Source organism: Mesorhizobium sp. M0340, assembly GCF_040321535.1.
GTDB lineage: Bacteria > Pseudomonadota > Alphaproteobacteria > Rhizobiales > Rhizobiaceae > Mesorhizobium.
Window position 1 is genome coordinate 162,953 of sequence record NZ_JAMYRR010000010.1, and the last position, 26,650, is coordinate 189,602.

Annotated in this window: 21 protein-coding genes and 4 pseudogenes; 23 read left to right on the forward strand and 2 right to left on the reverse strand. The window is 63.5% G+C overall.

From position 1 onward, the window contains the following. Nucleotides 1–9: 9 nt before the first annotated feature. Together rpoN and NKI79_RS16970 are read right to left on the reverse strand one after the other, a co-directional pair. Entirely contained in the window at nt 10–1,446 is a 1,437-nt protein-coding gene (gene rpoN / locus NKI79_RS16965) for an RNA polymerase factor sigma-54 (RefSeq protein ID WP_352787187.1), read from the reverse strand. A 68-nt stretch (nt 1,447–1,514) separates the two neighbouring features. Further along, complete coding sequence (locus NKI79_RS16970; protein ID WP_352571083.1) at nt 1,515–2,048, reverse strand: peroxiredoxin; 534 nt, start codon at nt 2,046–2,048, stop codon at nt 1,515–1,517. A gap of 1,336 nt (nt 2,049–3,384) precedes the next feature. On the opposite strand from NKI79_RS16970, the gene NKI79_RS16975 reads away from it, so the two are divergent. The 23 genes and pseudogenes from NKI79_RS16975 (at nt 3,385) to NKI79_RS17080 (ending at nt 26,649) form a co-directional block, all read left to right on the forward strand. Beyond that, nucleotides 3,385–3,558, forward strand: coding sequence for a hypothetical protein (locus tag NKI79_RS16975; protein WP_352571129.1), 174 nt, complete (start codon nt 3,385–3,387; stop codon nt 3,556–3,558). Between the two features lie 175 nt (nt 3,559–3,733). Further along, a complete protein-coding gene (locus tag NKI79_RS16980; RefSeq protein WP_352802873.1) occupies nt 3,734–4,936 on the forward strand; it encodes a cytochrome P450 in 1,203 nt (400 codons plus the stop codon). A gap of 94 nt (nt 4,937–5,030) precedes the next feature. After that, nucleotides 5,031–6,320, forward strand: coding sequence for a cytochrome P450 (locus tag NKI79_RS16985; protein WP_352571087.1), 1,290 nt, complete (start codon nt 5,031–5,033; stop codon nt 6,318–6,320). Between the two features lies 1 nt (nt 6,321). Next, nucleotides 6,322–6,447, forward strand: a pseudogene (locus NKI79_RS16990) (ferredoxin); the annotation flags it as partial. Between the two features lie 171 nt (nt 6,448–6,618). Continuing rightward, nucleotides 6,619–7,461: an SDR family oxidoreductase gene (locus NKI79_RS16995; RefSeq protein ID WP_352637447.1), complete on the forward strand. Its 843-nt coding sequence runs from the start codon at nt 6,619–6,621 to the stop codon at nt 7,459–7,461. Beyond that, complete coding sequence (locus tag NKI79_RS17000) at nt 7,461–8,804, forward strand: cytochrome P450 (RefSeq protein WP_352802877.1); 1,344 nt, start codon at nt 7,461–7,463, stop codon at nt 8,802–8,804. The genes NKI79_RS16995 and NKI79_RS17000 overlap by 1 nt, the downstream gene beginning before the upstream one ends. Nucleotides 8,805–8,952: 148 nt before the next feature. Then, a complete protein-coding gene (locus NKI79_RS17005) occupies nt 8,953–9,951 on the forward strand; it encodes a polyprenyl synthetase family protein (protein ID WP_352571132.1) in 999 nt (332 codons plus the stop codon). A 136-nt stretch (nt 9,952–10,087) separates the two neighbouring features. Beyond that, nucleotides 10,088–11,638, forward strand: coding sequence for a hypothetical protein (locus tag NKI79_RS17010; RefSeq protein ID WP_352802880.1), 1,551 nt, complete (start codon nt 10,088–10,090; stop codon nt 11,636–11,638). After that, on the forward strand, nt 11,635–12,537 hold the full coding sequence (locus tag NKI79_RS17015; RefSeq protein ID WP_352802883.1) for a terpene synthase family protein: 903 nt from the start codon (nt 11,635–11,637) through the stop codon (nt 12,535–12,537). Before NKI79_RS17010 ends, NKI79_RS17015 begins: the two co-directional genes overlap by 4 nt. Nucleotides 12,538–12,622: 85 nt before the next feature. Next, nucleotides 12,623–13,672, forward strand: a complete 1,050-nt coding sequence (gene fni / locus NKI79_RS17020) for a type 2 isopentenyl-diphosphate Delta-isomerase (protein WP_352802891.1) — start codon at nt 12,623–12,625, stop codon at nt 13,670–13,672. A 51-nt stretch (nt 13,673–13,723) separates the two neighbouring features. Next, nucleotides 13,724–14,886, forward strand: a pseudogene (locus tag NKI79_RS17025) (NAD(P)/FAD-dependent oxidoreductase). Nucleotides 14,887–15,026: 140 nt separating this feature from the next. Next, complete coding sequence (locus NKI79_RS17030; protein ID WP_502909821.1) at nt 15,027–15,311, forward strand: transposase; 285 nt, start codon at nt 15,027–15,029, stop codon at nt 15,309–15,311. Further along, a complete protein-coding gene (locus tag NKI79_RS33240) occupies nt 15,308–15,640 on the forward strand; it encodes a hypothetical protein (protein WP_502909822.1) in 333 nt (110 codons plus the stop codon). The genes NKI79_RS17030 and NKI79_RS33240 overlap by 4 nt, the downstream gene beginning before the upstream one ends. Before the next feature lie 92 nt (nt 15,641–15,732). Continuing rightward, nucleotides 15,733–16,059: a helix-turn-helix domain-containing protein gene (locus NKI79_RS17035; RefSeq protein ID WP_352802894.1), complete on the forward strand. Its 327-nt coding sequence runs from the start codon at nt 15,733–15,735 to the stop codon at nt 16,057–16,059. Continuing rightward, nucleotides 16,034–17,289, forward strand: a pseudogene (locus tag NKI79_RS17040) (type II toxin-antitoxin system HipA family toxin). The gene NKI79_RS17035 and the pseudogene NKI79_RS17040 overlap by 26 nt, the downstream one beginning before the upstream one ends. Before the next feature lie 483 nt (nt 17,290–17,772). Continuing rightward, nucleotides 17,773–18,666 carry a nitrogenase iron protein gene (nifH, locus tag NKI79_RS17045; RefSeq protein ID WP_023801970.1) on the forward strand — a complete coding sequence of 298 codons (894 nt, stop codon included), beginning with the start codon at nt 17,773–17,775 and terminating at the stop codon, nt 18,664–18,666. Between the two features lie 99 nt (nt 18,667–18,765). Further along, nucleotides 18,766–20,268: a nitrogenase molybdenum-iron protein alpha chain gene (gene nifD / locus NKI79_RS17050; protein ID WP_352802896.1), complete on the forward strand. Its 1,503-nt coding sequence runs from the start codon at nt 18,766–18,768 to the stop codon at nt 20,266–20,268. 128 nt (nt 20,269–20,396) lie between these two features. Beyond that, the gene (gene nifK / locus NKI79_RS17055) at nt 20,397–21,938 is read left to right on the forward strand and encodes a nitrogenase molybdenum-iron protein subunit beta (RefSeq protein ID WP_352802898.1); all 1,542 of its coding nucleotides are present in this window, start codon (nt 20,397–20,399) and stop codon (nt 21,936–21,938) included. A gap of 56 nt (nt 21,939–21,994) precedes the next feature. Then, the gene (gene nifE, locus NKI79_RS17060) at nt 21,995–23,485 is read left to right on the forward strand and encodes a nitrogenase iron-molybdenum cofactor biosynthesis protein NifE (protein WP_352802901.1); all 1,491 of its coding nucleotides are present in this window, start codon (nt 21,995–21,997) and stop codon (nt 23,483–23,485) included. Between the two features lie 9 nt (nt 23,486–23,494). Continuing rightward, the gene (gene nifN, locus NKI79_RS17065) at nt 23,495–24,877 is read left to right on the forward strand and encodes a nitrogenase iron-molybdenum cofactor biosynthesis protein NifN (RefSeq protein WP_352802904.1); all 1,383 of its coding nucleotides are present in this window, start codon (nt 23,495–23,497) and stop codon (nt 24,875–24,877) included. Next, nucleotides 24,843–25,339: pseudogene (nifX, locus tag NKI79_RS17070) on the forward strand (nitrogen fixation protein NifX). The gene nifN and the pseudogene nifX overlap by 35 nt, the downstream one beginning before the upstream one ends. A gap of 17 nt (nt 25,340–25,356) precedes the next feature. Beyond that, nucleotides 25,357–25,836, forward strand: a complete 480-nt coding sequence (locus NKI79_RS17075) for a NifX-associated nitrogen fixation protein (protein WP_352802906.1) — start codon at nt 25,357–25,359, stop codon at nt 25,834–25,836. Nucleotides 25,837–25,863: 27 nt separating this feature from the next. After that, nucleotides 25,864–26,649 carry a response regulator transcription factor gene (locus NKI79_RS17080; protein WP_352802909.1) on the forward strand — a complete coding sequence of 262 codons (786 nt, stop codon included), beginning with the start codon at nt 25,864–25,866 and terminating at the stop codon, nt 26,647–26,649. The last annotated feature ends 1 nt before the right edge of the window (nt 26,650 follow it).

Here is a 26,650-nt window from a genome sequence, read left to right on the forward strand (position 1 = left end):
ACCCAAAATCTAAAAACACAAGCGCATTTCCCGGCGGCGTTGCACGGAGGAGGGGATGTTCATTGCTTCGCGATATTTTGTGACGGTGCGGCGCGCAACATCGATGCCGGTTTCCTTCAGCCGGACAGCGATGTCATCGTCGGAAAGCACGGCACCGGGAGATTCTGCGGCAATTATCGCTTTGATCCGATAGCGGACAGCTTCGGCGGAGTGCGCATCGCCGCCTTGGCAGGACGCGATCGCGACGGTGAAAAAATACTTCAGTTCAAAGACTCCGCGCGGGGTAAGCATGTACTTGTTGGAGGTCACCCGGCTTACCGTCGACTCGTGCACGCCGATCGCGTCAGCGACGGTCCTGAGATTGAGAGGCCGCAGGTGGGCGACGCCATGTTCAAAAAAGGCATCCTGCTGGCGCACGATTTCAGCCGCAACCTTAAGAATCGTCTTGGCGCGCTGATCGAGGCTGCGGATCAGCCAGTTCGCGTTTTGCAAGCATTCGTTGAGAAATGCTTGATCTTTCGAATTTTGGGCGGTGTGACGCGAGACTTCGGCATAGTAGGCTTGGTTGATCAGCAGCTTGGGCAGTGTGGCCGGATCAAGTTCAATCTGCCATCCGCCTCCCGGCGAGGGCGTGACCCACACGTCGGGTATGATGGATTCCGACGCACCAGACTGGAACCGGTTTCCAGGCTTGGGATCGAGCGCACGAATCTCATGCAACATGTCGAGAAGGTCGTCTTCATCGACGCCGCAATGCTGCTTCAGTGCCTGAAAATCGCGTCGCGCAAGCATTTCAAGATTGGCAACCAAAGCTGCCATTGCCGGGTCGAACCGGTCTCGCTGGCGCAACTGGATCTCGAGGCATTCTCTGAGAGTTCGCGCAAAAATTCCCGGTGGATCAAAGTGCTGCAAGGTTCCGAGAACCCGTTCCACATCAGCCTCCCGGACGTTCAGGCTCTCGGCCAGCTCCAAAAGGTTTGCCCGAAGATAGCCAGTGTCTTCCAGATCGGCGGCAAGCTGGCCAGCGATCAGCCGCTCCTGTGGTGTGAACGCAGTGAGGGCGATCTGACGCGCGACATGGTCGTGCAATGTTTCGGCGAGGGTGGCAAACTCGTCGAGGGAAGGGCCATTACCCGGCGGGTTGTTGGTCGTGTTGCGAAGTGATTTCCATTGCCCGAGCCGTTCAGGCGACCCGCCCCCGGTCGGTCCGTCAACGGCGTTTGCGCGTGGGCCGATAGGCTGATCCGCTCCCGAACTCGAAACATCGCCAAAAGGCCCGCCATCGTTTGACGCAGATTCCAAGAGCGGGTTCTTCTCGATTTCCCGCTCCACGAACTGATGCAGTTCAGTATGCGCCAGTTGCAGCAAGCGAATCGACTCAATGAGTTGAGGCGATGCGACCATGGATTGCTTCTGGCGCTGAAGCAGGCTTGCTGAGGATTGCATGGTGAGCGCGATATCCTATCGATGAGCCTCTTGGGGTGGGTAATGGCACGAGTGAGACGTTTTCTAGGTCATGCGGCGGCCTTCAGCGTTTCGAGAACGTTTTGCGGGGATGAGACGCCATAGGGGTCGGCCTCGCAGTTGTCGGAGAAACCTTCCTCCTCGAACCACTGCTCCACCACGCCATTGTTGATCAGGGCGGCATAGCGCCAGGAGCGCATCCCGAAGCCGAGATTGTCCTTGGCGACCAGCATGCCCATCTTGCGTGTGAACTCGCCTGAGCCATCGGGGATGAGCTCGACCTTCTGCAGGCCCAAGGACTTCCCCCACGCATTCATGACGAAGGCATCGTTGACGGAGACGCAGTAAATCGCGTCAATTCCCTCCTTCTCAAACTCATCATAGAGCTTTTCGAAATTGGGGAGTTGGTAGGTCGAGCAGGTCGGAGTGAATGCGCCAGGCAGCGAGAACAGGATGACGCGCTTGCCGGCAAAGTAGTCGTCAGATGTCTTTTCTTCCCAGCGATATGGATTTGGGCCCTGGACTGACTTATCGCGAACACGCGTGAGAAATGTGACGAAGGGAACCTTCTTTTGAACGGTCATCAACTTGCTCCTGAGGAAAAAACTGGCGCGCCGGACTCTGGCAGAGGCTGGCGCAATACCGAGCAAAGGCTCGTATGCCGGGCATGAAATGAGGCCCTCGCGGCTCGCCCCCTCCTTTTTCCATCCCGATGCAGGGGAACGTCTTGGCTGCTGGTCTTCGTCACCCGAACGCCATCGATCTGAGCAAGTGGAGGCTGTCGAGCCGCTGGGGCAATCTTTCCACGGCTATGGCGCCGGAAGCGGCATCCATCGCTCGCGCTCGTGCCCGGGAAAAAGTGATAGCGGGCCCGAAGTAGCCAATATCGGAAGCATGTGGAGGCCTCAAATGTGACTTTCCGCAAGAGACCCGCGTTACTGAGCTGGTTCGGCGTATTGTCGATATTTGCCAGTGACCTGCCGACCTTGGCTTCGGTGGCTCTTTGATGGGGCTCTTGGGCACTCAGATGCTGATCAGAACCGGTAAACGGCAATTGCGCGAGCGCCATGTGTTGGCGTGCCGGCATCGGACCAGCCGTGCGCAAAGCGGCTACCGAGCACGGACCACCGGAGGAGACGATGTCCCGATGTTCAGCGGGAACGGGCACCGTCTCCTCAGGCCACGGTCTAGAGCTTCGTGTGTCAGGCATGGCGCAAGTCGCTTTCATCGTGGTTTGATGGGCTCTAACCAGGAGCAGCAAGCGGCGTGCCATTTCGAATAGAGATGCTTTTGGACCGCCCCCTTTCTCTCGGAGGCCGTGTCTTCGCCGAGATCGGGCGCGCGCTATAACTGCCCCGTCACCACACTTGACGACGGTGCTGTATGGTGCGGAGATTCGGCGCTTCCGCACCGGCTGGGCAAAGACGAACCGGAAGCCGAGCCGATGCACTACTCACACTGGCGGGGACTGCAGCGATTGCGTAGCGTCTGCCCGCTAGCGCGTTCTTGCGTGCGCAGGCACGGTCTATCGCGAACACGCGCTGTTGCAGCAACCATGAGCGTGCGGTCTTGGGCAAGCGCTCTGTTCTGAGAGGATCGAATTCCCCAATCGTGTCTATTTGCCACCCTCTTATGTTCGAAACTGGACCAGAATGTCGCAAGCCCGACCGAAAGGTCGCCGAGGCGTACTATCCGACACTGTTCTGTCGCCTTTGTTGGCCCGCGACACCGGCCTATTTCGCCGAGCTCTTGTCTGGCCTCAGGCTAACCCGATGAAAAGCAATCACAATTTTTTTCTTCTGCTGGGTCGGCCAAATTGGCACGAGTTTTGAAGCTCCTTCGTTGCGGGCCGGGAGCTGCCGACCGACCTTCATTTCGTGGATGGCACCGCGATCGATGGAACGAAGAAAGAAAAGCAAAATGTCAAATCCGCATCAGATAGCATTCTATGGGAAGGGGGGCCTTGGCGAGACCGCCCCCTACCAAACAGGCTCGCCGCCCTTGTCGACCCTTGCGCAGGAAATTTTGATGGCCGGCTGCGACTCAAAGGCCCGCCACACTCGCCTTTATCCTGAACTCGAAGGCGCAGGATAACGTTCTGCATCTCGCCCCGCGGTATGCCTAGGCAGTTACACGTTGGCCGATCTTGATAATCGAATCGGGCTACGCTGCGGAGGACGTCGTCTACATGCCTTCCTAAGCCATTCGCTGCCCGCAGCGCCTGCCGGTCACCTTCCGCCCTTCCATCGCTTAGAGATCAAGTGCCACCATGTCCGAACAACCCCTGCCGACGCTGCCGATGTGGCGCGTCGATCACATCGAGCCCTCGCCCGAGATGTTGGCGCAACGCGCCAACGGTCCGATCCACCGCGTGCGCTTCCCGTCCGGGCACGAAGGCTGGTGGGTGACAGGCTACGATGAAGCCAAGGCGGTGCTGTCCGACGCGGCGTTCCGGCCCTCGGGAATGCCGCCCGCGACATTCACCCCGGATTCGGTGATTCTCGGATCGCCGGGGTGGTTGGTCTCGCACGAGGGGGGCGAGCATGCCCGGTTACGCACGATCGTGGCGCCGGCCTTCAGCAACCGCAGGGTGAAGCTGCTCGCGCAGCAGGTCGAGGTGATCGCCGCGCAGTTGTTCGAGACACTGGCGGCCCAGCCCCAGCCCGCCGACCTGCGGCGCCACCTCTCCTTTCCACTTCCGGCCATGGTCATCAGCGCGCTGATGGGCGTGCTCTACGAGGATCACGCCTTTTTCGCCGGACTGTCCGACGAGGTGATGACGCACCAGCATGAAAGCGGCCCGCGCAGCGCGTCGCGCTTGGCCTGGGAAGAACTGCGCGCCTACATTCTCGGCAAGATGCGGGACAAGCGCCAGGATCCTGGCGACAACCTGCTGACGGATCTGCTCGCGGCGGTCGACCAGGGCAAGGCGACCGAGGAAGAGGCGATCGGCCTGGCGACGGGCATGCTGGTGGCGGGGCACGAGAGCACCGTCGCGCAGATCGAATTCGGCCTGCTGGCCATGTTCCGCCATCCGCAACAGCGCGAACGCCTGGTCGGCGATCCATCCCTGGTGGACAAGGCGGTGGAGGAAATCCTGCGCATGTACCCGCCGGGCGCGGGCTGGGACGGCATCATGCGCTATCCGAGGACCGACGTGACCATCGCGGGCGTGGATATTCCTGCGGAGAGCAAGGTGCTTGTCGGCCTGCCGGCGACGTCGTTCGATGCGCGCCATTTCGACGACCCGGAAATCTTCGACATCGGACGCGACGAAAACCCGCACCTGGCGTTCTCCTACGGGCCGCACTACTGCATCGGCGCGGCGCTGGCCAGGATGGAACTCAAGGTGGTGTTCGGTTCCATCTTCCAGCGCTTTCCCGCGCTGCGCCTGGCCGTGGCGCCCGAAGAACTGAAGTTGCGCAAGGAGATCATCACTGGCGGGTTCGAGGAGTTCCCAGTGCTCTGGTGATGCGCGGACGCCGCCGGGAATCGCGATCTTCTCCGCAATTTGCCGGCGCGCCTGGCGCGCGCCGGTCAGATCAGCCAGCCAACAGGTAACCAAGATGGACGTGCAAGAAACCACGGCAGCATGCCGGGACGCCTTCGCCGAACTGGCGTCGCCAGCGTGCATCCACGACCCGTATCCGTTCATGCGGTGGTTGCGCGAGCACGATCCGGTGCATCGCGCGGCGTCGGGCCTCTTTCTGTTGAGCCGCCACGCCGACATCTACTGGGCGCTCAAGGCCACGGGCGATGCTTTTCGGGGACCGGCGCCGGGCGAACTGGCGCGCTATTTCCCGCGTGCGGCGACCAGCCTGTCACTCAATCTGCTGGCGTCCACGCTAGCGATGAAGGAACCACCGACGCATACGCGTCTGCGCCGGCTGATCTCGCGCGATTTCACCATGGGCCAGATCGACAACCTGAGGCCGACCATCGCTCGCATCGTCGCAGCGCGCCTGGACGGCATGGCGCCCGCGCTGGAGCGCGGGGAGGCGGTGGACCTGCATCGGGAATTCGCGCTGGCCTTGCCCATGCTGGTTTTCGGCGAACTGTTCGGCATGCCCCCGGACGACATTCTCGGGCTCGTCACCGGCATCAGCGCCATTCTGGAAGGCCTGAGCCCGCACGCCAGCGATCCCCAACTCGCTGCGGGGGACGCGGCCAGCGCCAGAGTGCAGGCCTACTTCGGCGACCTCATACAGCGCAAGCGCACCGATTCCCGCCACGACATCGTGTCAATGCTGGTCGGCGCACACGACGACGATGCCGAGATGCTGTCGGATGCGGAATTGATCAGCATGCTGTGGGGCATGCTGCTGGGCGGCTTCGCCACCACTGCCGCGGCCATCGGCCATGCGGTCCTGGCGATGCTGGCGTATCCCGAACAGCGGCACTGGCTGAAGGGAGATGCCGTGGGGGTGAAGGCATTCGTCGAAGAAGCCCTGCGCTACGACGCGCCCGCCATGTTCAGCTCCATTCCGCGTATCGCCCAGCGCGACATCGAACTGGGCGGCGTGGTGATCCCGAAGAACGCGGACGTGCGCGTGCTGATCGCGGCCGGCAATCGCGACCCGGACGCCTTCGCCGATCCCGACCGCTTCGATCCCGTGCGGTTCTACGGCACCAGTCCTGGCATGTCGATCGACGGGAAGATCATGCTGACCTTCGGCCACGGCATCCACTTCTGCCTGGGTGCGCAACTGGCCCGAGTGCAGTTGGCCGAGAGCCTGCCGCGGATCCAGGCGCGCTTCCCCACGCTGGCATTGGCCGAGCAGCCGACCCGGGAGCCCTCCGCGTTCCTTAGGACGTTCCGCGCGCTGCCGGTGCGGCTGCATGGGCAGGAGGGCTGAGATGCGCGTCCTGGTCGATCAGGATCTGTGCGGAACTACCGGGCAGTGCGTGCTGACGCTGCCGGGCACCTTTCGCCAGCGCGAACCGGACGGCGTGGCCGAAGTGTGCGTGGCGACGGTCCCGCAGGCGCTGCACGCCGCCGTGCGGCTTGCGGCCAACCAGTGCCCGGTCGCCGCCATTCGGGTCATCGAAAGTGACGCTGGCCATGACGAGCGCGCCAGCGCCGACCCTGCGCCTTCTCCGGCGGAGGCCGAGCGGCATGCTGCGAAAGACCAATGCAATTCAGGAGTAGACACGATGGGACGGTTTGAAGGCAAGGTGGCCGTGGTGACCGGCGCCGGCGCCGGCATCGGCCAGGCATGCGCTCTCGCCATCGCGCGCGAGGGCGGCAGAGTGGTGGTGGCCGACATTGATGGCTCGGCGGCCATCGCCTGCACCGCGCAGATCGCGGCCGAAGCAGGCCACGCGCTGCCCATAGCCATGGATATCGCCGATGAGCAGGCGGTGGCAGCGCTGTTCGAGACGGCGGAGCGGCACTTCGGGGGGGTCGACCTGCTGGTGAACAATGCGAGCGCCATGCATCTGACCCCGCGCGACCGCGCGATCCTCGACCTGGACCTGGCAGTCTGGGACCAGACCATGGCGACCAATCTGCGCGGCACGCTGCTCTGCTGCCGGCAGGCCATCCCACGGATGATCGCCCGCGGCGGTGGCGCGATCGTCAACATGTCGTCGTGCCAGGGGCTCAGCGGCGACACGGCGCAGACGTCCTACGCCGCGTCGAAGGCGGCGATGAACATGCTCTCGGCTTCGCTCGCCACCCAATACGGTCATGCGCAGATCCGCTGCAACGCCGTTGCGCCGGGTCTCGTCATGACCGAGCGTCTCCTCGCCAAGCTGGACGAGTGCATGCAACGGCATCTGCGCCGGCACCAGCTCCTGCAGCGCGTCGGCCGCCCCGAGGATGTGGCCGCGCTCGTGGCGTTCCTGCTCTCCGACGATGCTGCGTTTATCACAGGCCAGGTCGTGTGCATCGATGGCGGCATGCTGGCGCATGTGCCGACATACGCCGACGGTGGCAACAGCTGCGCCGCGCGCCCTGCCGGCGACACCGAATCGGCGGCGGCGGCGCGCTGCTGATGGACATGCTGCTCAACCCACTCAACCGTCGGCACCGGCTGCGATGCGACATCCCGGTCATGCCTGGCGCTTTCCCCCTGGTCGGGCATCTTCCCGCCATTGTCTGCGACCTGCCGCGCCTGCTGCAGCGCGCAGAACGGACGCTGGGCAGCCACTTCTGGCTGGATTTCGGCCCTGCCGGACACCTGATGACCTGCGTGGATCCGGAAGCGTTCGCACTGCTCCGGCACAAGGACGTGTCCTCGGCGCTGATCGAAGAGATCGCGCCCGAATTGCTTGGCGGAACGTTGGTTGCCCAGGACGGCGGCGCGCACCGGCAGGCGCGCGATGCGATCAAGGCGGCGTTCCTGCCCAAGGGGCTGACCCAGGCCGGCATCGGCGACCTGTTCGCGCCCGTCATCCGGGCGCGGGTGCAGGCGTGGCGCGACCGCGGCGAGGCAACCATCCTGCGCGAAACCGGCGACCTGATGCTCAAGCTCATCTTCAGCCTCATGGGAATCCCCGCGCAGGACCTGCCGGGATGGCATCGCAAGTACCGGCAACTGCTGCAGTTGATCGTCGCCCCCCCGGTCGACCTGCCCGGACTGCCCTTGCGGCGCGGCCGCGCCGCCCGCGACTGGATCGACGCGCAGTTGCGCCAGTTCGTTCGCGACGCGCGCGCGCATGCTGCGCGCACCGGGTTGATCAACGACATGGTGAGCGTCTTCGACCGCAGCGACGATGGGCTCTCCGATGACGTCCTGGTCGCCAATATCCGCTTGCTGCTGCTTGCCGGTCACGACACCACTGCCTCGACGATGGCCTGGATGGTGATCGAGCTGGCGCGGCAGCCTGTGCTGTGGGACGCCCTGGTCGAGGAGGTGCAACGCGTGGGCGCGGTGCCGACCCGGCACGCGGACCTGGCGCAGTGTCCGGTCGCCGAGGCGCTGTTCCGCGAGACGCTGCGCCTGCATCCGGCGACCACGCTCCTGCCTCGTCGCGCGCTGCAGGAATTGCAACTCGGCCAACGGCGCATTCCCGCGGGCACCCATCTGTGCATCCCGCTGCTGCATTTCTCGACCTCGGCGCTGCTGCACGAGGCGCCTGATCAGTTCCGCCTGGCGCGGTGGCTGCATCGCACGGAGCCGATCCGGCCGGTGGACATGCTGCAGTTCGGTACCGGCCCACACGTCTGCATCGGCTACCACCTGGTATGGCTGGAAATGGTGCAGTTCTGCATCGCCTTGGCGCTGACCATGCACCAGGCCGGGGTGCGGCCGCGGTTGCTGAGCGGCGTCGAAAAAGGCCGGCGCTATTACCCGACCGCACATCCGTCCATGACAATCCGCATCGGATTCTCATGAGCTGGCATCGCATGCCCCGTGTGGCGGGCAGCGGCGCCGGCGACGCGCGACATTGCTGCACTCGGCGCGCGCGCTCGGTGCGACGCCGGCAACACCGCGGCGGCTCGGCGCTCGCCGTGGCCGTGTCAGGTACAAGGACATGAACAACATGCAGACCGGTTCCACGCTACACGACGACCGAACTGGCGTTTCTGCGCCCGGCGGATTGGGCGCGCAGGCGCGCGGCGCATCCGCCAGGCTGCTGCCGGAGATCTGGATGCAGGACGGCGCAAAGCGGCTCGAACAGGCGCTGGCGCGTCTTCTCTGCGCCCAAGACGACGGTGAGACCGAGCTGATGGCGGCGATGCGCTACGCCACCTTGCATGGCGGGAAGCGCACCCGCGCCTTGCTCTGTCTGGCTGCCGGCGCACTGGCCGACACGCCGGCGCACATGCTCGACGACGTCGGCGCCGCCATCGAGATGATGCACGCCTGTACCCTGGTCCACGACGACCTGCCCGCGATGGACGACGACGTGCTTCGCCGCGGCCGTCCGACCGTGCACGTCAAGTTCGGCGAAGCCACTGCGATCCTGGTCGGCGATGCGCTGCAGGCGCACGCGTTCCTGACCCTGGCGAGCCTGGATGCGCCGGGCGACAACCGTATCGCGCTCGTGCGCGAACTGGCGCAGGCCGTGTCCGCCGAGGGTGCCGCAGGCGGGCAGGCCATGGATCTGTCGCTGGTCGGAAAGCACGCCGAGCTGGACAGGATCGTGGCGATGCACCGGATGAAGAGCGGAGCGCTAGTGCGCGCGTCCGTTCGCATGGGCGCGCTATGCGCCATCGCGGAGGATGCCGCGCACGCTGCGCTGTACTGTGCGCTCGATCGCTACACCGCCTGTTTCGGCCTGGCGTTGCAGGTGGTCGACGACATTCTCGACGCGACAGCGGATACTGCGACGCTGGGCAAGACCCCCGGCAAGGACGCGGCGGCGCAGAAGCCGACCTGCGCGTCGATCATGGGGCTGCAGGCAGCGCGCCAGTTCGCGCTGGATTTGTTGCGCGACGCCGAGGAGGCCATCGCCCCGCTGGGGCCGCGTGCGGAACGGTTGGCGCAGATGCTGCAGCGGGTCAACGCGTATCTGTTCAAGCACGCGCCATGCGCATGAGCGCGCCCCTCCGCATGGAGTCGCCCCTGTGCCGCTGCGATCGGCCGGCGGCAGCGGTGCATGCTGCACTGTGTCCGAGTCCGCGGCGTCTGCCGACCCTGGTTCTCGTCAACCGTCTGCAGAAGGAACATCCCGCGTGAACGCGCTGTCCGAACAGATCCTTTCCGACTTGCGCCACCTGCTGAGCGAGATGAGCGACGGCGGCAGCGTCGGTCCGTCCGTCTACGACACGGCGCGAGCTCTGCAGTTCCACGGCAACGTCACCGGTCGGCAGGACGCATACGCGTGGCTCATCGCGCAGCAACAGGCCGATGGCGGATGGGGAAGCGCGGACTTCCCGCTGTTCCGCCATGCGCCCACGTGGGCGGCGTTGCTGACATTGCAGCGTGCCGATCCTCTTCCCGGCGCTGCCGACGCAGTCCAGGCTGCAACCCGGTTCCTCGAGCGCCAGCCCGATCCCTACGCGCATGCGGTGCCGGAAGACGCGCCGATCGGCGCGGAGCTGATCCTGCCGCAGTTGTGCGGCGAGGCCGCATCCTTGCTGGGCGGCGTGGCGTTTCCGCGCCACCCGGCGCTGTTGCCGTTGCGGCAAGCGTGCCTGGTCAAGCTGGGGGCGGTGGCGACGTTGCCGAGCGGCCATCCGTTGCTGCACTCCTGGGAAGCCTGGGGGACGTCGCCGACCACCGCGTGCCCGGATGACGACGGCAGCATCGGCATCAGTCCGGCGGCCACCGCCGCGTGGCGTGCGCACGCCGTGACACAGGGGAGCACGCCGCAGGTCGAGCGCGCCGACGCGTATCTGCAGGCGGCATCGCGGGCGACGCGCAGCGGCATCGAAGGTGTCGTTCCCAACGTCTGGCCGATCAATGTGTTCGAGCCATGCTGGTCGCTGTACACCCTGCATCTGGCCGGGCTGTTCGCGCATCCCGCGCTCGCCGAGGCGGTGCAAGTGATCGTCGCGCAGCTCGACGCCCGCCTGGGCGTGCGCGGTCTGGGTCCGGCCTTGCACTTCGCGGCCGATGCGGACGACACCGCCGTTGCGTTGTGCGTCCTGCGCCTTGCAGGCCGCGACCCGGCGGTCGATGCGTTGCGCCATTTTGAAATCGGCGAGCTGTTCGTCACCTTCCCCGGCGAGCGCAATGCCTCGGTGTCGACCAACATCCATGCCCTGCATGCGTTGCGAATGTTGGGAAAGCCCGCCGCCGGCACCAGCGCCTACGTCGAGGCCAATCGCAACCCGCACGGTCTATGGAACAACGAAAAATGGCACGTTTCGTGGCTGTATCCCACCGCGCATGCGGTCGTTGCGCTGGCGCAAGGCAAGCCCCAGTGGCGCGACCAGCGCGCGCTGGCGGCGCTCATGCAGGCGCAGCGCGACGACGGCGGCTGGGGCGCCGGTCGCACGTCCACATTCGAGGAAACCGCCTATGCGCTGTTCGCGTTGCACGTGATGGACGCGAGCGAAGAGCCGACAGGGCGCCGGCGCATCGCGCAGGCGGTGGCGCGTGCGCTGGAGTGGATGCTCGCCCGCCATGCGGCGCATGCATGGCCGCAGACGCCGCTGTGGATCGGCAAGGAACTCTATTGCCCCACCCGGGTGGTGCGCGTGGCCGAACTCGCCGGGTTGTGGCTGGCGCTTCGTTGGGGGCGGCGCGTCCTGGCCGAGGGAGCAGGAGCGGCGCCATGATCCAGACCGAACGCGCGCTGCAGCAGGTGCTGGAGTGGGGGCGTTCCCTGACCGGGTTCGCCGACGAGCATGCCGTGGAAGCGGTCAGGGGCGGCCAGTACATCCTGCAGCGCATTCACCCGAGCCTGCGCGACACGAGCGCCCGCACCGGCCGCGATCCGCAGGACGAAACGCTGATCGTGGCGTTCTATCGCGAACTGGCGCTGCTGTTCTGGCTCGACGATTGCAACGACCTTGGCCTGATCGCGCCGGAGCAGCTCGCCGCGGTGGAGCAGGCGCTGGGGCAGGGCGTGCCGTGCGCGCTCCCCGGATTCGATGGCTGCGCTGTGCTGCGCGCTTCGCTGGCCGCGCTCGCCTACGATCGTCGCGACTATGCTCAGCTTCTCGACGATACCCGGTGCTACTGCGCGGCGCTGCGCGCCGGACATGCGCAGGCGGCAGGGGCGGAACGCTGGTCCTACGCCGAGTACCTGCACAACGGCATCGATTCGATCGCCTACACGAACGTGTTCTGTTGCCTGTCGTTGCTGTGGGGGCTGGACATGGCGACCTTGCGCGCGCGTCCGGCGTTTCGCCAAGTCCTGCGGCTCATCTCCGCGATAGGGCGCCTGCAGAACGATCTGCATGGACGCGACAAGGACAGGTCGGCCGGCGAGGCCGACAACGCGGCAATCCTGCTGCTGCAGCGCTATCCGGCTATGCCTGTGGAGGAGTTTCTCAACGACGAGTTGGCCGGCCATATGCGCATGCTGCACCGGATGATGGCGGAAGAACGCTTTCCCGCGCCGTGGAGACCGTTGATCGAGGCCATGGCGGCCATCCGCGCGCAGTACTACCAGACCTCGACCAGCCGCTACCGCAGCGACGCTGCGGGCGGAGGCCAGCGTGCGCCGGCCTGAACGCACGGGAGGCGGCGGCGTGCGCGCGCTGCCGTCGGTCCGATCCGACGCAACGCCGTCGCCCGATGCGGCGGATGGAGCGAGCATGAGCGACACCGCCCTGAGCCGGCGCAAGGACGACCATCTGGACATCGTGCTGGATCGGCGAACGGCGTCGGCCACGGTCGCCGCCGGCTGGGAGTACATCCGTTTCGAACACTGCGCATTGCCCGAGTTGGACCTGACGCAGATCGACCTGCGCGCCTCGCTGCTGGGCAAGACCATGCGCGCGCCGCTGCTGATCAGCTCAATGACCGGCGGCATGCCACGCGCCGAGGCCATCAACCGGCATCTGAGCGAGGCAGCGCAAGCCTTGGGGATCGCGATGTGCGTCGGTTCGCAGCGCGTGAGCCTTCAATCCCGCAACTCCCAGGGGCTGACGCGCGCGCTGCGCCGCCTGGCCCCAGACATTCCCTTGCTAGCCAATATCGGCGCCGCGCAACTGCGCGAGGCCGACGGCCTGGACCTGGCGCGCCGGGCGGTGGATGCGCTGGAGGCCGATGGACTCATCGTCCATCTCAATCCGCTGCAGGAAGCGGTACAGCCGGAGGGCGACCGCGACTGGCGCGGCGTCCTGGCGCAGATCGCTCGCGCTGCGCGCAGCGTGGGCGTGCCGATCGTGGCCAAGGAAGTGGGGTCGGGCCTGTCCGCTTCGGTGGCCTGTGCGCTCGTCGAGGCGGGCGTGGTGGTGATTGATGTCGCCGGCGCCGGCGGCACCAGTTGGGCCGCGGTGGAGGGCGAGCGCGCCCGCGATGCCGCCGACCGTGCAGTGGCGATGGCGTTCGCCGATTGGGGGATTCCGACCCCGGCCAGCGTGCAGGCGGTACGTCGGGCGCTGCCAAGGGTGAAGCTGATCGCGTCGGGCGGGGTCCGCGACGGCGTCGACGTGGCCAAGGCCATCCGCCTGGGCGCGGACATCGCCGGGCAGGCGGCCGGCGTGCTGCGCGCGGCTAGGGTATCCACCGAGGCGGTTGTCGCGCATTTCGAGATCGTCATGCGCCAGTTGGCCGTCGCCTGCTTCTGCACCGGCTCGGCTGATCTGGCGGCGTTGCGTCAGGCGCGCTTGTTGCCCTCGGCACATCTGCCCGCCGGTTGATGCCGGCATCGCCCGCACGCGGCGGGCGCCTAGAACCGGAAAGGCGAAAAAGTGCATTACGACATCGTCATCATCGGCGGAGCCATCGTCGGCTCCTCGGTCGCCTTATTATCTGCGCGAGGAAGGGTTTTCGGGCTCGATCGCGCTTGTCGAGCGCGACCCGCAATTTTCTCATGCGGCGACCACACTGTCCTGCGCCTCCATCCGCCAGCAGTTTTCGATCCCGGAAAACATCCGTCTGTCGCAATTCACGCTGAAACTGTTCCGGCGGCTCAGGGAAGAGTTTGGCGCGGACGCCGATATCGGCTTTCGCGAACGCGGCTACCTCATCCTTGCCGGCGAGAACGGGCTGCCGATCCTGCGGGCCAACCACGAGGCGCAGATGGCCGAGGGCGCCGACATCGTGCTCGAGGATGCCGAGGCGCTCGTCCGCCGCTTTCCGTGGCTGTCGGTCGAGGGCATTTCCGCCGGCGCCTATGGCCGCAGCGGCGAAGGCTGGTTCGACGCGCATGCGATGCTGATGCTGTTCCGCAAGGCACTGCGAAGCAAGAACATCGATTTCATCACAGCGTCGGTGACCGGTATCGAACGGCAGGGGAAGCGCGTCGCCGGTGTGACCCTCGACAATGGCGAGCGGCTCGAGGCCGGCACCGTCGTTAACGCCGCCGGGCCGAATGCCGGCAAGGTGGCAGCAATGGCCGGGCTGGCGTTGCCGGTGGAGCCGCGCAAGCGCAATGTCTTCGTCTTCGAGGCGCGCGAGAAATATGAGGACATGCCGCTGCTGGTCGACCCGAGCGGCATCTATGTCCGGCCGGAGGGCTCGGTCTACTTCACCGGCGGCGCCGAGCCGGAAGAGGGCGAAGGACCGGCCGACCCCGCCGACTTCGACCCCGACTGGCCGCTGTTCGAAGAGGTGATCTGGCCGGTGCTGGCGACCCGCATTCCAGCCTTCGAGGCGATCAAGCCGACGCGCGCCTGGGTCGGCCATTACGACTACAAAACGCTCGACCAGAATGCGGTGATCGGCCCGCATCCCGAGGTCGGTAATTTCCTCTTCGCCAACGGGTTTTCCGGTCACGGCTTGCAGCAGGCTCCAGGGGTCGGCAAGGGCCGAACTGATCGTGCATGGCGGCTATCGCACGGTGGATTGCTCGGCGTTTGGGTATAGCCGGATCGCTGACGCGCGGGCGTTTCGGGAATTGAATGTGATTTGAGCAGGAAGGGCGGGTGCGCCGCGACGGCCCTTTTGATACTGGACGGACAGAGGGGCGCGAAGGAACGCGACAGGCGGTCGATGGCCCAAAGCTGGTGAAAACAGCCGGCCAGGGCCTGCCGCGAACGGAATGATTTTGTGATGATCGTGGCTCTCGATCCGCCGCATTTCCGGACGATCAGCGACTTCCGCAAGCGGCATTTGAAGGCGCTCGAGGCGCTGTTCGTGCAGGTTCTGAAGCTGTGTGAGACGGCAGGATTGGTCAAACTCGGCCATGTCGCGCTGGATGGCAAGAAGATCAAGGCGAACGCGTCGAAACACGAGGCGATGAATTATGAGCGCATGAAGAAGCGCGAGCCGGAATTGAAAGCCGAGGTCGCTCGCATGCTGACGACGGCCGAGCCGCGGATGCCGAGGAGGACGTGACTTTCGGCAAGGACAAGCGCGGCGACGAGATGCCGGATTGGGCCGGCGACAAGCAGAACCGGCTGGCCAAGATCCAGCAGGCGATGGCGTCGCTGGAAGCCGAGGCCAAGCTGGCGGCGCAAGAAGAGCGCCGGATCGAGGCCGAAAAAGAAGAGCAGCACCAGGCCGCAGGCCGCAAGAAGCCTGGCAAACCGGCGGCGGCGCCATCAGAGGAGCCCGGTGGCCATAGCAGCTGTTCTCGGAGGAACGCCGTTCGCTGTGCGGCGCTAAAGCGTGAGAGATCCTCGAAGGAGGATGATCTCTTTGCATATCATTATCTTTATATATGATACTCTAACAGATCTAAAAGTTTTGACTTGCTCGCTGGATGAGGTACCTTTCCGTGTCATCGCGCATTGGAATAGATCGTATAGGTATCATGATGGACTCTGAATCGGAAATTCTGCGCGAAATCGGTGGGCTTTTCAGGCAGGCGAGGCTGGCCGCTGCCATGACGCAGGAGCAGGTCGCTGACTTGGCGGGTATATCCCGTCCCCGCTATCGCGACATCGAAAAGGGAGCCGCAGCGGCGCGTGCGACGACGCTCATGAATATCGCTCGCGCGCTCGGTCTGGAAATGATGCTGGTTCCGCAAGTCATGGTGCCGGCTGTCCAGGCTCTATTGCGCCCGTATGATGATGACGATCGACCCGCCTTTGTTTCTCAACCTGACGATGACGATCATGGCTCCAGTCTTTCGCGCACCTAAGACGATCCCGTCGCTGGACGTGCTCTTGAACGCATTGAAGATCGGCACAATCGTTAGGACGCCGGGCGATTTCAATGCATTCAACTTCGAAGAGGCCTACCGCGCGACGGGCGGCTTTCCGGTTTTCAGCCTGTCGTTCCGGGCAGCGACGGGAGGATTGCGGAAAGATCCGAAGCCTCTGGCCGGCGCCTTGCCCGCTTCCTCGCAAACCTCCTGCCGGAGGAGAAATTGCGCGAGGCGATGGAAAAGCACCACGAAGGCAATGTGCGGCTAGGCAATGATTTCGATCTTTTAGCGGCGCTGGGCGCCGATCTGCCGGGAGCCGTACGGGCGTTGCCCAGTGACGGCGCGATAGCGGTTTCGCAGGATGCTTCAGAGGATAAGCCCAAGGCACGGTTCTCACTTGCCGGCGTGCAGATGAAGCTGTCGGTCATGAAGAACACTGGAAAAGGCGGCGGCCTTACCTTGCCGATGGACGACGAGCAGGGCCGGTACATCGCCAAGTTCCCTTCGACGGCGTTTCCGGGCGTTTCCGAGAACGAATTCGCCAACCTGGCGCTGGCTGCAGCGATCGGCATGGAGGTGCCTGAACGCGAACTTGTCGAGAAGTCCGATTTCGAGGATATTCCCGAGGAATTCAACACGCTGTCAGAGGGCAAGGGCCTTCTCGTCAAACGCTTCGATCGCGGCGCCGATGGCGAGAGGATTCACATCGAGGATTTCGCTCAGGTCTTCGGTGTCTATCCCTCGCGCAAATATGAGGGCGCCGCTTATCACGACATAGCCTGGGCCCTTGGCGTGGCCGTCTCGCCTACGGCGGCTCTCGAATTCGTCCGCCGCCTGGCGCTGACGGTCATCACTGGCAATGGCGACATGCACCTGAAGAACTGGTCTTTGAGTTATCCCGGCAACGGCGACAAGCCGGTGCTTGCACCAATCTACGACGTCCTGTCGACCGTGCCATATATTCCCGCCGACGCCATGGCGCTGTCGCTTGGAGGGGAGCGCTCGTTCAAGGCGCTAGCAGCACCGCGATGGAAAGCATTTGCGAACCGTGCAAGGCTTCCGGAGCCGGCAGTCCTGAAGGCAGTGGTCGAGACCGTCGAACTCGTCAACGAGCACTGGTGGCATCTGCCTGAGCGCGACGTTGTCGCAGCGAAAGTGCTCGAGCGGATCGACGAACATGTGAAGGCGATGACGCCGATACTGAACTCCTGCGCTGATAGGTGAGCCAGTCCCCTTGAGTTGGTGATATGGCGGAATTATCGCCCGCGGCCCCGTATGGATGGCCGTGGATCGAAGGTATGCCAGCGTGGCGCAAGATTCCGCGCAGTGTCGACGAGGACACGCGAGACCAAGCACGTCAGCTCGCCGGAACAGAAGAGTTCGCAGCATCCCGCAATTAACGCAAGAGGGTCGAGTGCTGTTCGCCCACCTCAACACAACGATGCGGTTCGAACGAATGCGGTGACTGAGGATCGCGATCCGACGCTTTGTGTCGCCATTGTCGGGTCCGCTACACGGCTTGTTCCAACGATCCTTTCTTTGGCCTCAAGCTAAATCCCTGAAAAGCAACCATGAAATTATTCTTCGGTTCGATCAGCCGAATTGGCACGAGTCTTGAGATCCTTGGGTGCGAGGCGGCGACAGCTGCCCGGACCGGCATTCATGTCGCGGCAGCCGCGATGAATGGAACGAAGGAAGGAAAGCTACATGTCAGGTTTGCGTCAGATCGCCTTTTACGGCAAGGGCGGCATCGGCAAGTCCACCACCTCCCAAAATACGCTCGCCGCCCTTGTCGACCTCGGGCAGAGAATCCTCATCGTCGGCTGCGACCCCAAAGCCGACTCCACCCGCCTGATCCTGAACGCGAAGGCGCAGGATACGGTCCTGCACCTCGCGGCAGAGGAAGGTTCGGTGGAAGACCTGGAACTCGCGGACGTGCTCAAGGTCGGCTACAAAGGCATCAAATGCGTGGAGTCGGGCGGCCCTGAGCCGGGTGTCGGCTGCGCCGGCCGCGGCGTGATTACCTCGATCAACTTCCTCGAGGAGAACGGTGCCTACGACGATGTCGACTATGTCTCCTACGACGTGCTCGGGGATGTGGTGTGCGGCGGTTTCGCGATGCCGATCCGCGAGAACAAGGCCCAGGAAATCTATATCGTCATGTCCGGCGAGATGATGGCGCTCTATGCCGCCAACAACATCGCCAAGGGCATCCTGAAATACGCCCATTCGGGCGGCGTGAGGCTCGGCGGCCTGATCTGCAACGAGCGCCAAACCGACCGCGAGCTCGACCTCGCCGAAGCGCTGGCTTCCAGGCTCAATTCCAAGCTCATCCACTTCGTGCCCCGCGACAACATCGTCCAGCACGCCGAACTCAGGAAGATGTCTGTCATCCAGTATGCGCCGGACTCCAAGCAGGCCGGGGAATACCGGGCACTGGCCGAGAAGATTCATGCCAATTCGGGCCAGGGCACCATCCCAACCCCGATCACCATGGAGGAGCTCGAGGACATGCTGCTCGACTTCGGCATCATGAAGACTGACGAGCAGATGCTTGCCGAGCTTCAGGTCAAGGAAGCGGCGAAGGCGGCCGCACAGTAACGACCGCTGCCGACACGAGGCGCGGCCTTGACCTGGCGCGCCTTTCAAAGAACGGCGCCTCGTTGGTGAGGCGTCACCCTGAACCTTGAAAGGGGTCCCATGAGCCTGGAATACGAGAATGACGGCGCCCTCCATGCGAAGCTTATCGAGGAGGTGCTGTCGCAATATCCTGACAAGGCGGCGAAGCGCCGCAAAAAGCACCTCAGCGTCGCAAAGAGCGGCGACGAGGCTGGCGAGGAAAGCGAGGGCCTTTCCGAATGCGAGGTCAAATCGAACATCAAGTCCATCCCCGGAGTGATGACGATTCGCGGCTGCGCCTATGCCGGCTCGAAAGGCGTGGTGTGGGGTCCAGTCAAGGATATGGTCCATATCTCGCACGGCCCGGTCGGGTGCGGGCAATATTCCTGGTCGCAACGCCGCAACTATTACGTCGGCACGACCGGCATCGACACCTTCGTCACGATGCAGTTCACCTCCGATTTCCAGGAGAAGGACATTGTTTTTGGTGGCGACAAGAAGCTGGAACGGATCATCGACGAGATCGAGGAACTGTTTCCGCTGAACAAGGGCATGACTGTGCAATCCGAATGCCCGATCGGCCTGATTGGCGACGACACCGAAGCGGTGTCCCGCAACAAGGCCAAGGAGCACGAAAAAACGATCGTGCCGGTGCGCTGCGAGGGCTTCCGCGGCGTATCGCAATCCCTCGGCCACCACATCGCCAACGATGCGATCCGCGACTGGGTCTTCGAAAAGAAGGACATCGAGTTCGAGGCCGGCCCGTACGACGTCAATGTGATCGGCGACTACAATATCGGCGGCGACGCCTGGGCTTCGCGCATCCTGCTCGAGGAGATGGGCCTGCGCGTGGTCGGCAACTGGTCGGGCGACGCTACGCTGGCCGAAATAGAGCGCGCGCCGAAGGCCAAGCTCAATCTCATCCATTGCTACAGGTCGATGAACTACATCTGCCGGCACATGGAGGAAAAGTATGGCATCGACTGGATGGAGTATAATTTCTTCGGCCCCTCCCAGACGGAAGCCTCTCTGCGCAAGATAGCCAAGCATTTCGGACCGGAAATCGAGGCCAAGGCCGAGGCGGTCATCGCCAAATACCGGCCCCTGGTCGATGCCGTCATCGCCAAGTACCGGCCGCGCCTCGAAGGCAGGACAGTGATCCTCTATGTCGGCGGGCTGCGTCCCCGTCACGTCGTCACGGCATATGAGGACCTGGGCATGGTTATCGTCGGCACTGGCTACGAATTTGGCCATAACGACGATTATCAGCGCACCGGACACTACGTGAAGAAGGGCACGCTGATCTATGACGACGTGACTGGTTACGAGCTGGAGAAGTTCATCGAGGGGATCCGTCCTGATCTCGTGGGCTCCGGCATCAAAGAGAAGTACCCGGTCCAGAAGATGGGCATACCGTTCCGTCAAATGCATTCCTGGGATTATTCCGGCCCGTATCACGGCTACGACGGCTTCGCTATCTTCGCCCGCGACATGGATCTGGCCATCAACAACCCGGTCTGGGGCCTCTACGACGCTCCCTGGAAGAAAAAAGCCGAGCCGTCGGCGGCGATCGCTGCGGAATGAAACCTGGCCTCCCGGAAGCCGGGAAGGCCGATGAACGCCTGCGGCCCTTTGTCCGCGGGAAACCTGAAACGTTTCGACGTCCCTGTGCCGCCGTATGGCGCGGCCAGATGGAGAAGAGGTAACCATCCATGCCGCAGTCGGCTGAAGAAGTTCTCGACCACGCGCCCCTGTTCCGTGAGCCGGAATACAGGCAGATGCTCGCCGAGAAGAGGCTGAATTTCGAATGTCCTCACCCGGACCAGATCGTTACCGACCAACGCGAATTCACCAAGACGTGGGAATACCGCGAAAAGAACCTCGCTCGCGAAGCGCTTGTCGTGAACCCCGCCAAGGCCTGCCAGCCGCTTGGCGCGGTGTTCGCAGCCGCGGGCTTCGAGCGAACCATGTCCTTCGTCCACGGCAGCCAGGGCTGCGTAGCCTATTACCGCTCGCACCTGTCGCGCCATTTCAAGGAGCCTGCTTCGGCAGTTTCCTCCTCGATGACCGAGGACGCGGCAGTGTTCGGTGGCCTGAAGAACATGGTCGACGGGCTCGCCAACACGTACCAACTTTACGACCCGAAGATGATCGCCGTCTCGACCACTTGTATGGCCGAGGTCATTGGCGACGACCTGCACAGCTTCATCGAGAACGCCAAGGACCAAGGCTCGGTTCCGCGCGACTTCGACGTGCCCTTCGCCCACACGCCGGCCTTCGTCGGTAGCCATGTCGACGGCTATGACGTTACGGTCAAGGGCATTTTGGAGCATTTCTGGAAAGGCGAGGAGCGCACGGAAGCCGAGGGGACCATTAATATCATTCCGGGCTTCGACGGTTTTTGTGTTGGCAACAACCGGGAACTCAAGCGCCTGCTCGATCTGATAGGCGTGTCCTATACCTTCATCCAAGACGCCTCTGATCAGTTCGACACGCCCTCGGACGGCGAATACCGCATGTACGACGGCGGCACGAAGATCGAAGACGTGAGGAAGGCACTCAACGCCGAGGCGACACTTTCGCTACAGCATTACAACACCCGAAAAACACTGGAGTATTGCGAGGGGGTAGGGCAGGCGACTGCCTCGTTCCATTACCCGCTCGGAGTCCAGGCGACCGACGACTTCCTGATGGAGGTCTCCGCGATTTCCGGCAAGCAAATCCCCGAGGCAATCCGCCTCGAGCGCGGCCGACTTGTTGACGCCATGGCGGACAGCCAATCCTGGCTGCATGGTAAGAAATACGCCATTTACGGCGATCCGGACTTTGTCTACGCCATGGCCCGCTTCATCATGGAGACGGGCGGCGAGCCGACCCATTGCCTCGCCACCAACGGCACCTCGGCATGGGAAGCGGAGTTGAAGGAACTGCTTGCATCATCGCCCTTCGGCAAGGGTGCTCAAGTCTGGGCGGGCAAGGACCTCTGGGCGATGCGCTCGCTGCTCTTCACCGAGCCGGTGGACCTGCTGATCGGCAACTCCTATGGCAAGTATCTGGAGCGCGACACGGGCACGCCGCTGATCCGGCTGACGTTTCCGATCTTCGACCGCCACCATCACCATCGGTTTGCGCTTATGGGCTACCAAGGCGGGTTGCGCGTCCTGACTACGATCCTCGACAAGATCTTCGACAAGCTCGATCGCGAGACAAGCGAGACGGGCGTGACGGACTATTCGTATGACCTCACCCGCTAAGCGTGGCGGTCGGCTTTGGCCGGTCGTCTTCCCGAGGGATTTTGGAGACCGACGCAATGTCCTTGCTCAGAGCGAAAATCCCGGATGTCTTCAACGAGCCCGCCTGCGAGAAGAACCGCGGCAAGGATGCCAAGGCGCGCAAAAAGGGCTGTTCGAAGCCACTGACCCCCGGGGCGGCGGCCGGGGGCTGTGCCTTCGACGGCGCCAAGATCGTGCTGCAGCCGATCACCGACGTCGCACACCTGATCCATGCGCCGCTCGCCTGCGAGGGCAATTCCTGGGACAACCGCGGTGCGGCTTCGTCGGGGCCAACGCTGTGGCGCACAAGCTTCACCACCGATCTCACCGAACTCGATATTGTGATGGGGCAGGGCGAGCGGAAACTCTTCAAAGCGATCCGCGAGATCAAGGAAGCGCATAGGCCGCCGGCTATCTTCGTCTATCCGACCTGCGTGACGGCGCTGATCGGCGACGACATCGAGGCCGTCTGCAAGCGCGCGGCGGAAAAGTTCGGCCTGCCAGTGGTGCCGGTCAATGCGCCAGGCTTCGCCGGCTCCAAGAATCTTGGCAACAAGCTTGCCGGCGAGGCCTTGCTCGATCATGTCATCGGCACGGTGGAGCCCGACGATGCCGGCCCTTACGACATCAATATCCTTGGCGAATTCAACCTCTCGGGCGAATTCTGGCTGGTGAAACCGCTCCTTGATCGGCTCGGGATCCGGGTGCGCGCCTGCATTCCGGGTGACGCGCGTTACTTCGACATTGCCTGCGCGCACCGCGCACGGGCGGCTATGATGGTGTGCTCGACGGCGCTCATCAATCTCGCCCGCAGGATGGAGCAGCGCTGGGGCATCCCGTTTTTCGAGGGCTCCTTCTACGGCATTACCGACACCTCGGAAGCGCTCCGACAGATATCTCAGCTGCTCGTGAAGAAGGGTGCCGATTCGGAGATCCTCGGCCGCACCGAGGCCTTGATTGCAGAGGAGGAGGCGATTGCGTGGAAGAAGCTCGCGGCCTACCGGCGGCGGCTTCAAGGCAAGCGCGTGCTGCTCAACACGGGCGGAGTCAAATCCTGGTCGGTCGTACATGCGCTGATGGAGATCGGCATAGAGATCGTCGGCACCTCGGTCAAGAAATCCACAGTCGAAGACAGGGAGCGCATCAAGCAGATCCTCAAGGACGACAACCACATGTTCGAGCAGATGGCGCCGCGCGAGCTTTACGCCATGCTCTCAGAACACAAGGCCGATATCATGCTGTCGGGCGGGCGCACGCAGTTCATCGCGCTGAAGGCCAAGACACCCTGGCTCGATATCAACCAGGAGCGCCAACATCCTTACGCCGGCTATGACGGCATGGTGGAACTCGTACGCCAGATCGACCTCGCCATTCATAACCCGATCTGGCGCCAGGTGCGGGAGCCGGCACCATGGGATTGCCAGCCTGCGGTGAGGGAGGAACTGCCGCGCACGAAAAGCGAGACCGCCACCTTGCATGTTGTCCAGGAATTCGCCGGCACGACGGCCGACGATTTCGGCGCGTGTTGAGGAAAGCCGATGGTCCGCATCCTTCCCCAGACCAAAGCGGCGGCGGTCAATCCGCTGAAGTCTTCGCAGCCGTTGGGTGCCGCCTTGGCCTTTCTCGGCGTTGACGGCGCGATGCCGTTGTTCCACGGCAGCCAGGGGTGCACCAGCTTTGCGCTCGTGCTGTTCGTGCGGCATTTCAAGGAAGCCATCCCCTTGCAGACAACGGCGATGGACGAGGTGGCGACGATCCTCGGCGGGGCAGACCATCTGGAAGAGGCGATACTCAACCTCAAGGCCCGCACAAAGCCAACGCTGATCGGGGTCTGCACGACGGCGCTGGTGGAAACCCGGGGCGAAGACTGCGCAGGAGATATCGCCAATATCAGGCTCAAGCGCACGGAAGAACTCGCGGGTACGGAGGTGGTGCTAGCCAACACACCGGATTTCGACGGCGCGATCCAAGAGGGCTGGGCCAAGGCTGTCACCGCGATGATCGAAAGGATTACGCGTCCCGGCGAGCAGGCGCGGCAGTCGAAGAAGATCGTGATCCTGCCTGGTTGGAACCTCACTGTGGCTGATATCGAGCATTTGCGTGAGATGGTTGAAAGCTTTGGGCTCAAGCCGGTGATTCTGCCGGACGTCTCCGGCTCGCTCGACGGTACGGTGCCCGACCGCTGGGTCACGACCACCTATGGCGGCACCAATGTCGAGGATATCCGTGAGCTTGGCACGGCCGAGCAATGCATCGTCATCGGTGAGCATATGCGCCGCCCGGCCGAGCTGCTGCAGAGGTTGACCGGCGTGCCTTACGTGCTGTTCCGGTCGCTGACTGGATTGAAGGACGCCGACCGGTTCGTCTCGCTGCTGTCCGCGGTTTCGGGCGCGGCGGCGCCGGCTCGTGTGCGCCGTCGCCGGGCGCAGTTGCAGGACGCGTTGCTTGACGGACATTTCCACTTTGGAGGCAAGAAAATTGCGATCGCTGCTGAACCAGACCAACTCTACCAACTCGCGAGCTTCTTCATCGGCCTGGGCTCCGAAATCGCGGCGGCGGTCACCACGACCGACATGTCGAAAATTTTGGAGGAAGTACCGGCGCAGTCGGTTCAAATCGGCGATCTCGGCGATTTGGAAGCTCTTGGCGCCGGCGCAGATCTTCTCGTCACCCATTCCCACGGCCGCCAGGCGGCGCAGCGCCTCGGCATTCCGCTCATGCGGGTCGGCTTCCCGATCTTCGACCGGCTCGGCAGCCAGCACAAGCTCACAATCCTCTACCAGGGGACCCGCGATCTGATCTTCGAGGTCGCCAACATTTTTGAAGCCAACCGGCACGCGCCGACGCCCGAGGCGCTTGATCCACTCCGTAAGCGAGAAATGCCAGATGAGCTCCGTTCGTCGTCTCTCGCTCGTCACTGACGAGGTTCACGCACCGACGCCGGAACGCCAAGCCGGCGCATTGCGCGTGGCGATCGCCACGCAGGACATGAAGAACCTCAACGCCCATTTCGGTTCAGCCAGGCGCTTTGCTGTCTACGACGTGACGCGCGAGGAGTGGAAGCTCGTCGAGGCCGTGGCCTTCGATGACGTTTCGGACGAGAGCGGGAAGCACCCAACTGAGGGCGATGACCGCATCACCCCGAAGGTGGAGGCGCTGAAGGGATGTCATCTCCTGTTTTGTCTGGCGATCGGCGGACCTTCGGCAGCCAAGGTTGTTTCTGCAAAGATCCATCCGATCAAAGTGCCGCAGCCCCAGACCATCCAAGAGGTGCTGTTGCGCACGCAGATGATGCTCAGGACGTGTCCTCCCCCTTGGCTGCGCAAGGTGCTGGCGCAGGCAGGTGTACCGAACACAAACCGTCCTTCGAGGACGAAGACTGAAGTGAGGAGTGGGCGAAATGTCTGACGCTGTGGTTAGCCCTGCTGTCGCCGAAGACGAGGCGGCCCTTGCCACCCCGTTCGTCAAATGCCTCGTGCGGCTGGTCCGGGCTCATGATTCGCACGGGTCTTGGGAAGGCAAATCGGACGCCGAGCTGCTGGGCGACTTCATCAACACCAGGGAACAGCGCCGTGCGATCCCGATCATCGGCGATCCCGATCCGGACGTGCTGTGGAGGCTTGAGATGTTTTACACCGCCGTCGGGCTTGCGATCGAGGAGCGCTCCGGCCTGATGGCATCGCCGATGATGGAGATGAGCCATGAGGGCTTCGGGCGCGTGCTTCTCACGGCCGGGCGGTTGGTCGTTCTGTCGAAGACCCTGCGCGACGTCCACCGGTTCGGCTTCGAGACGTTCTGGAAGCTCGCTGCGGCCGGTACCAAACTGGCCAGCGATGCCACCGCAGCCATTGAGGCTCATCCCGAGGTGGCGCGGGCATGATGGAACCGATTTTCGATCAAGGGGATCATGTCAGGTCTTGAGGACATGCGGTGGCCAGCCCTCTCAATCGAGGCGGTCGAGGCCGATGTGGTTCTTGGGGTAGCGTTGATGAAACCACTGGTCCTGATCTGTTCGCAAGATGCGGAGTTGTATCTGTTCCTCAGCCACATTCTGGGGGTGGACGGCTTCACCAGTGAGCCGGCAGGCGGCGTGAAGGAAGCACTTGCATTGGCCGATCAACGGGAGCTCCAGGCGGTAGTGCTGGACTGCGGGCCAGCAAGCGCGACAGGCTCCACAATCTGCGCCCGGTTCAAGGGGGAGCCCCGGACCGGCGGTCTACCCGTGATTGCGTTGATCGCGCCCGGCGCCGAAAACCAGCACCTCGATCTCTTGAAGGCAGGTATTGACGAGAGCTTTGTGCGGCCCTTCGCACCAGCCAAGCTACTTGACTGTCTACGCACGAAGCTGGCGCTGCCACAGCCGGGTTCAAACGGGATAAAAAACGGCAGCTGGCTCTGCTGCGGCAGCCTTGAGATGAAGCTCGATGCTCACCGGGTTCGAGGTAATGGCCACGACATCCATCTCGGACCTCTCGAATTCAACCTGCTGCGGCAATTTCTTGAGGCTCCCGGCAAGGTCTTCAGCCGAGACGAGCTGATCGACGCGGCCTGGCCGGACAATATCCATATCGGTGAACGCACTGTCGACGTCCATATCAGCCGGATCAGAAAGGCGCTGAAGGCGGCCTCGCCAGATAGCGTCATTCGTACCGTCAGGTCTGCCGGCTACTCGCTCGAGAAGCCGGACGACTGAT